The sequence below is a fragment of the Agathobaculum sp. LCP25S3_E8 genome (genome assembly GCF_052117165.1).
Classification (GTDB): domain Bacteria; phylum Bacillota; class Clostridia; order Oscillospirales; family Butyricicoccaceae; genus Agathobaculum.
In genome coordinates this window covers 1-6,368 of record NZ_JBQKJR010000096.1, presented here as the reverse complement: position 1 = coordinate 6,368, position 6,368 = coordinate 1, and the positions used below count along the sequence as shown (strand labels likewise).

Annotated in this window: 7 protein-coding genes and 1 tRNA gene; 6 read left to right on the top strand and 2 right to left on the bottom strand. The window is 45.9% G+C overall.

Features of this window, described 5'->3' with window-relative positions; translation table 11 throughout:
- The first annotated feature begins 268 nt into the window (after positions 1-268).
- Positions 269-1,768, top strand: coding sequence for a tyrosine-type recombinase/integrase (locus ACTQ34_RS17165; protein ID WP_441364829.1), 1,500 nt, complete (start codon positions 269-271; stop codon positions 1,766-1,768).
- Between the two features lie 338 nt (positions 1,769-2,106).
- A tRNA-Pro gene (locus ACTQ34_RS17160) sits at positions 2,107-2,182 on the top strand.
- A 142-nt stretch (positions 2,183-2,324) separates the two neighbouring features.
- On the opposite strand, the gene ACTQ34_RS17155 is transcribed toward ACTQ34_RS17160, so the two are convergent.
- Positions 2,325-3,713, bottom strand: a complete 1,389-nt coding sequence (locus ACTQ34_RS17155) for a site-specific integrase (protein WP_441364828.1) — start codon at positions 3,711-3,713, stop codon at positions 2,325-2,327.
- 4 nt (positions 3,714-3,717) lie between these two features.
- A complete protein-coding gene (locus ACTQ34_RS17150; protein ID WP_441364827.1) occupies positions 3,718-4,290 on the bottom strand; it encodes a helix-turn-helix domain-containing protein in 573 nt (190 codons plus the stop codon).
- 122 nt (positions 4,291-4,412) lie between these two features.
- On the opposite strand from ACTQ34_RS17150, the gene ACTQ34_RS17145 reads away from it, so the two are divergent.
- From ACTQ34_RS17145 to ACTQ34_RS17130, 4 genes are all read left to right on the top strand, one after another.
- On the top strand, positions 4,413-4,643 hold the full coding sequence (locus ACTQ34_RS17145) for a helix-turn-helix domain-containing protein (RefSeq protein WP_441364826.1): 231 nt from the start codon (positions 4,413-4,415) through the stop codon (positions 4,641-4,643).
- Between the two features lie 113 nt (positions 4,644-4,756).
- On the top strand, positions 4,757-5,011 hold the full coding sequence (locus ACTQ34_RS17140; RefSeq protein ID WP_441364825.1) for a hypothetical protein: 255 nt from the start codon (positions 4,757-4,759) through the stop codon (positions 5,009-5,011).
- A gap of 4 nt (positions 5,012-5,015) precedes the next feature.
- Complete coding sequence (locus tag ACTQ34_RS17135) at positions 5,016-5,219, top strand: hypothetical protein (protein ID WP_441364824.1); 204 nt, start codon at positions 5,016-5,018, stop codon at positions 5,217-5,219.
- 151 nt (positions 5,220-5,370) lie between these two features.
- Complete coding sequence (locus ACTQ34_RS17130; protein WP_441364823.1) at positions 5,371-6,138, top strand: sigma-70 family RNA polymerase sigma factor; 768 nt, start codon at positions 5,371-5,373, stop codon at positions 6,136-6,138.
- The last annotated feature ends 230 nt before the right edge of the window (positions 6,139-6,368 follow it).

Sequence of the window (6,368 nt, the reverse complement as noted above, 5' to 3'; positions counted from 1 at the left end):
TTCCTTAAATTCTTTGCTGTAACGTTTCATTGCGATCCCCTCCGTCTCTGTTCGTTCAGTTTAACAGATTTTTGGGGAATTTGCGACTGCACTTACAGGGTACTACTCCAGGTTTTAGATTATCCGGATAAAGTAAGTTTTTGGTAACAAGCTTTTTCAAATCCCATAAGGCATTTGGTAGTCCAATAGACGTTAGTGCTGTTGAGTAATGCCCTGATTTATACATTTTCATATAAGGGGTATCAAATTAAAGGAGTGATACCCAAATATGGATAAAGTTAAGTCAATGTCGAATATTACAAATGCAGCAGAGGTATTAGGTTTACAAGAAGATGAAATGCGTGATTTGATTGAGAATGGAGATATTCAAGCATTTGGCAGTCAAAAGACTTTAATCAGGAAATCAGATTTATACAAATTTTTAGGGGAAAAACCTGACGAAACCACTATTGAAATGAAAGAAGTATCAGCGTTATCATCCTGCAACAAAGTTTATGAGGGTGATGATATGAGAGAAAGCAAAGCGCGACCTTATTATAATAATAGACGTGGATGCTATCAAATGTCCCCGTATATTGAATGCGCGGATGGCAAGAAAAGGGTAACAGTAAGTGGGGCAACAGAGGAAGAAGTATTAAACAAGGTAAGGGTGATTCAGCAACAAGCGTATTATAGGGCTGAGACAGGGGCAATGGTAGGGTATCAACCCATAAAGCGTTGTACGATGGCGCAATTGGCTGATGAATGGTTTGAAATGAAACATGCAAAGGTGAAAGAGGCAACAATTGAATCATATTCGCCACCATACAAAGAGATCAAACATATGTTGGGCGACATGAATGTAGATGAGGTGGATTTTAGGGATATAGAGAGATATTTCCAATGGAAAAGGGAACAACGAGGAGAAGAATTTTCCGACTCTACATACAAGATTCGACGCAAAGTATTAAGCGAAATGTTCCGGTATGCTGAAAAATGCAAGTATCTGGTTAAGGGTGGAAATCCGATGAATGATAGACCGGACATTCCAAAGGGGATTCCGACAAATCGAGAGGATAGATTCTTGAACAATGAGCAGATACAGGTATTGATGGAAGAATTAAAACCGAATAAGCAATATTACACTATTGCCTATACATTATTTACCACAGGAATGAGAATTGGTGAATTGTGCGCATTACAGTGGAAAGATATTGTACCGTCACTGAGCAAGGAAGGCGAAGTTTATTATGCAATAAATGTGGAAAGAGCAATGATAAAAAATAAAAATTTCATTCCCAACAGTGATGAGAATAGACGTTATGTTGTGGGTGAGACAAAAACGACTTGTGGGGTACGAAAAATTTACATCAAGAAAGAAGTATATGATGTTTTGCAACGATGGAAAGAGTATATGGAAAGCGATTCGGAATTAGCGTACAAAAGGGCGGTCAATAAAACCAAGGGCTATGTTTTCGTCAATAGGAATGGACAGACGATCAACTCTAATTCGTTACGCAACACAATGAACAGGTATTTAAAGAAGCGGGCAAAGGAGATGGAAGCCAGTGGACAGTATGATGCACAAGAGATAAGGATACGGTTCCATGATTTGCGGCATACCTTTGCATCGTTGATGCTAGATGCAGGAACTGATATTGTAACAACAAGCCGACTTCTGGGACACGCCAGCATAAAAATAACAGCAGATTACTATATCACGGTTACAGATAAAAAGCTGGAGGACGGGGCAAATAAAATGGCACAGATAGCACGGGATACAATGTAACAAATCAGTTTATGAGGAAATACCTCAGGTAGCGGATTGGTAATATAAGCAGATTACTCTCAAATAGAGTAATCTGCTTATTAAAAAAGAGCGTACATTAAAATCAATTAACGATAAATTTAGCGAGATAATTCATTAAAGTAAAAAGTCATATAATGAGCGCTGACAAACGCTGACAAACGCTGACGGGCGCTGACAAGGCGCTGACAGAAAAGGAAACATGATATATGGATTTTTTATTGATAGGGAAAAAGAGAATGGAAAAAAAGATATTTTCCTTGACAACAGGCGTAGAATTTGCTATTATATTTTAGCAAGATTTATTAAAAATTATAAATCCGGGTGTGGCGCAGCTGGTAGCGTGCTTGACTGGGGGTCAAGAGGCCGCAGGTTCAAGTCCTGTCACTCGGACCAAATTAGACCGCTGATTCTTTGGAATTGGCGGTCTTTTTGTAACTTTTCTCGACTTTTCAGCTTATTCAAAATCGGTATTGGTGTTTATTTGGTGTTTATGGGGTAAAAAATCAGGCGTTCCTGCTGTTGGGAACGCCCTTTTTTATGCTTGTTTTTTCGAGCGGGTCAGCATGCTTTGCAAGGCTTCTGCTGCTGCAGCTTCCGCTGATTTTATGCTGTGGGAATAGATGTTCATAGTGGTTGAGGTTTGCGAGTGACCTAAATGCGCTGATACAGTACGAACATTCGTACCCGCAGCGATCAGCAGTGTCGCGTTCGTGTGCCTGAGACTGTGAATTGAAACTGGGGGCAAGTCACTGCGCGCTATGAAGTTATGAAACCATCCCGTAACAGTGGAAGGATGCAAAGGCTTTCCGTTCCATGTTGTGAATAGACGAGGATGCTCTGCCCAATCATCTACCCATTGGTCGCCAATGCGTAATCGTTCGCGGCTTTGCCATGCTTTATACTGCCTGAGAAGTGACACGGCATCTGCGGTCAGCTTGAGAACCCGCTTGGAAGAGTTATTCTTGGTATCGTCTATGAATACGCCTTTTTCTGGCAGGTACAGGGAGTTGCGCTGCACATCCAGTAAACCGGCTTCCAGATTGATATCACCCCATTCCAGCCCGCACAGCTCGCCGCGGCGCAGGCCAGTATGCAGAAGCAGGGTTATGATGGTGCGATAGGTGATCGGCTCACTGTCCAGCAGATCGAGCAGGCGTTGCGCCTGTACTTCGTCGAGGAAAGCAGCTTCCTTGTGTTCAGCCTTGGGAGGGTCTACACGGGCGCAAGGGTTGTCATAGATGATTTGCCACTTGACGGCAGTAGACATCATGGAGGACAACATTTTATGATAGTGGGCAATCGTGTTTCCGGTTAGTGGTTTGTCACCGTCTACCGGTTCGAAAAGGGATTGCGCACGATGAAAAGTTGCATCTATCTTGCGAGCGGTTTCGGCTTTGACCTTTTGCCCACGATTCAGGGCATACAATGTGCGAATGCCGACTCCTGCTTGATTGGCAAGCTGCACAGCGGTAAAGCCTTCATTCGCCAGAAAAGATTTAAAATCCACAGTACATCTGTATAGCGTATCTTCGCGTATCCCGCTTTCTGCGAGATTATCATAAAACGCCATAAAATGATGCGGTCGAAGTTTATCCATGCGAATATGACCGATTGCAGGCAGGATGCGTTTGATAAAATGGCGATATCCGGCAACCGTGGTCGGCCGGAGCTGCTTTTCGGCATAGTCCTTGAACCATCGCTCGGCAAAGTCGGCGAACTTGATATTGCCGTCCAGCACTTGGCCGGTACGGCATCGCTCCTCGAATAGTACGGCCTGCCGATCAAGCTCCTTTTCGGTCTGGCGGCGGGTCATGCCCGGTTCAGGTATCCATGTCATGGTGCGCCGGATCTGTTTTCCGTTCAGATCGTAACCGCAGGATACGGTGATGCGGTAGGTGTCGCCGCGTTTCTGGATTGTGGCCATGTGATCACCTGCTTAAAGAATCGCACACAAATGAGCTGGGGAAAATGCTCTCCCCAAGAAAAAAATCGGGCATGACATGCTGGCTTTCATTGGCTTTTCGTAAAGAATCTATAAATATCGAACTGATTTGATTAAATCCTTTTGCATGTGCTTTGCTAAAAGCTTCGGCTAGCAAATCTAATTCATGCTGAGAATTTTCGGGCTGAATTTTATCAAACGTAAGAAGAATATCGTCCTTCTGTTCCGTTCTGCAAACGGCATGAAGTATGGGAAATTCTGTGTAATGTCTATCGCAATACATACATTCAAACCTAATAGCCCAGCAATTTGTTTCTGGAGTATTAGTGGATATATAGCAATCTTGGACAGATATGGTAAAAGGAAGTACGGTAAACAACTCTTCGAGTCCAATCCCAAAATAAATGCACAATGTGTCCGCTGTATCAAACTGAATGCCTTTGCCCGAGCCGTAATATAGTGCAGTTAAAGTGGTTCTCGAAATCCCGGTATCTGCTGATAGCTTAGATATTTTGATTTTATGTTTTGCCATTATTGTTGATAGGTTGCAAACAATCATAGTATCACTCCCTCTGAGCATATTGTACAATAGTCTGTTCAATTTTGCAATATCTCTTGACACATTATTTTTGTTCAGTATAATAGAATTATCGTTCAGACATTTGTTCAAAATAAACGGAGGTGTTATCAGTGCAAACAAAGGTTAACAGCAGATTCGCCACACTTTTGGGTGAAAGACGCATGAAGATTAGCGAAGTGGCTCGCGCAACGGGGATTTCTCGAACAACATTGACTAATCTTTATTATGGCAAAGGCGAAGCGGTTTCTTTTAGTGTTTTAGGCAGGCTTTGCGGATATTTGAGCTGTTCTGTCGGAGATATTCTCGAGGTATGCCAGGAGGTGCAGAAGTGAATACAGTCCGAAGGAGATTCCAAGCGCAAGATTCGAAAGAACTGCGTAACGCTGAACCGATTCGACGTGCCGATCAGACAGAGTGTGTCCCCTTTACTTGTGCAGGCGAGAGAATGAATACACCTCGTTATAGGTACAAGAAAAAAGCATATGAAGAGATCAAGGCCGCAGACCCCAACACATCGGTAAGCCTGAAAATGATCGACCGCCTTGTGAAATCTGGTGCGGTTTCATCTATTCCTGTCGGGAATGGAAACCGACGCCTGATAAATCTGGATGAATTGCTCGCCTATTTGGAGAACCCGGTAGAGGACAAGCCGGAACAGGTGAATGGTATTCGGCGTGTCGATGAGCGAGCGGGAGCGTGAGCCTATGAAGATTACCGATTACTTACCAACCGGCAAAGAAAATGCGATTCCCAGCAAAGAACTTGCGGCGCGGCTTGGTTTCGATACTGTGCGGGAGTTGCAAAGGGCAGTCGAGCGGGAGCGGCAGTCTGGTGCCGTGATCTTGTCCACCTGCACAGACGGCGGCGGCTATTACCTGTCTGATGACCCGCTTGAAATACCCCATTGAAAATTTGGGGGCATGAACCGCGACAGGATCACCCGTCGAATGATACTTTGCACCGGAAAGCAAAAAAACGGCAAGCCCTGCACGGCCTGCCGCTCTCCCGCTTGATTTTCTCTTGTGAGCTTATTCTACCACGAGCGGGAGGTTATGCGCAATGACAAATGAAGATCTGGTCACGAAGGCTAAGGCGGGCGATCGTGATGCACTGGCGCAGCTCTGGGAACAAAACCGCGGCTTGCTGGCAACCTTGTTCGGTGAGCTTGCACGCAAGGCTGGCGCGAGAATGGCCGCTACGGGCGTGACATGGGAGGACGTGGAACAATCCTTCTTCCTTGCGGTCGCACTCGCTGTGCGGCTGTACGAGCCGGAACGGGGCGTGCTGTTCTCGTCGTTCCTGCGCTATCCTGTGAAGGCCGTCTTTTATGACCTGGTCGGCTGGCGTACTGAGCATCAAAAGCGTGACCCGCTCGGGCAGTGTGCCAGTCTTGATGAACCGGTCAGCGGCGAGGACGGGAGCCAGACCCCGCGCGGCGAGCTTGTCCCTGATCCAGCGGCCGGCCGGCAGTTCGAGGATGCAGAGGAGCGACTTTACACGGAGCAGCTGCACGCCGATCTGGAGGACTGTATCAGCACGCTTGATGAGCACCGAGCGGCTGTGATCCGCGCCCGGTACTTTGAGAATAAGACATTATCCGAGATTGGGGAGCGGCTCGGTGTAAATACCAGCCGTGTAGGGCAGTTGGAGCGCGACGCAATGTGGAAGATGCGCAGCGGTAGAAATATACAGAGGCTGTGGCAGTACCGCGAAATGATCATAAGCAAACACGCATACCACGGAACAGGTCTCAGCGCATGGAAGTATGGAGGCGGCAGCGTCGAGGAGCGGACTCTGGTTTATCTGGAGGGAAAAGGGCTGTTGTGATCTATCCTGAGATTTCTGAGACCCTAAAAAGACTCGGGTAAACTTGGGCAAGGCTGGGGCAAGGTTGCAAATAGGAGTGCTGCAAATGGGGGTAGATGAGGTACACTTCTGTACCATGTCAATGGAGTAGTACCCTGTAAGTGCAGTCGCAAATTCCCCAAAAATCTGTTAAACTGAACGAACAGAGACGGAGGGGATCGCAATGAAACGTTACAGCAAAGAATTTAAGG

Bases quoted from the DNA above. Each gene is read 5' to 3' on its own strand.
- ACTQ34_RS17165 (WP_441364829.1), top strand. From the start codon at position 269: ATGGATAAAGTTAAGTCAATGTCGAATATTACAAATGCAGCAGAGGTA.
- ACTQ34_RS17155 (WP_441364828.1), bottom strand. From the start codon at position 3,713: ATGGCCACAATCCAGAAACGCGGCGACACCTACCGCATCACCGTATCC.
- ACTQ34_RS17150 (WP_441364827.1), bottom strand. From the start codon at position 4,290: ATGATTGTTTGCAACCTATCAACAATAATGGCAAAACATAAAATCAAA.
- ACTQ34_RS17140 (WP_441364825.1), top strand. From the start codon at position 4,757: ATGAATACACCTCGTTATAGGTACAAGAAAAAAGCATATGAAGAGATC.
- ACTQ34_RS17135 (WP_441364824.1), top strand. From the start codon at position 5,016: ATGAAGATTACCGATTACTTACCAACCGGCAAAGAAAATGCGATTCCC.
- ACTQ34_RS17130 (WP_441364823.1), top strand. From the start codon at position 5,371: ATGACAAATGAAGATCTGGTCACGAAGGCTAAGGCGGGCGATCGTGAT.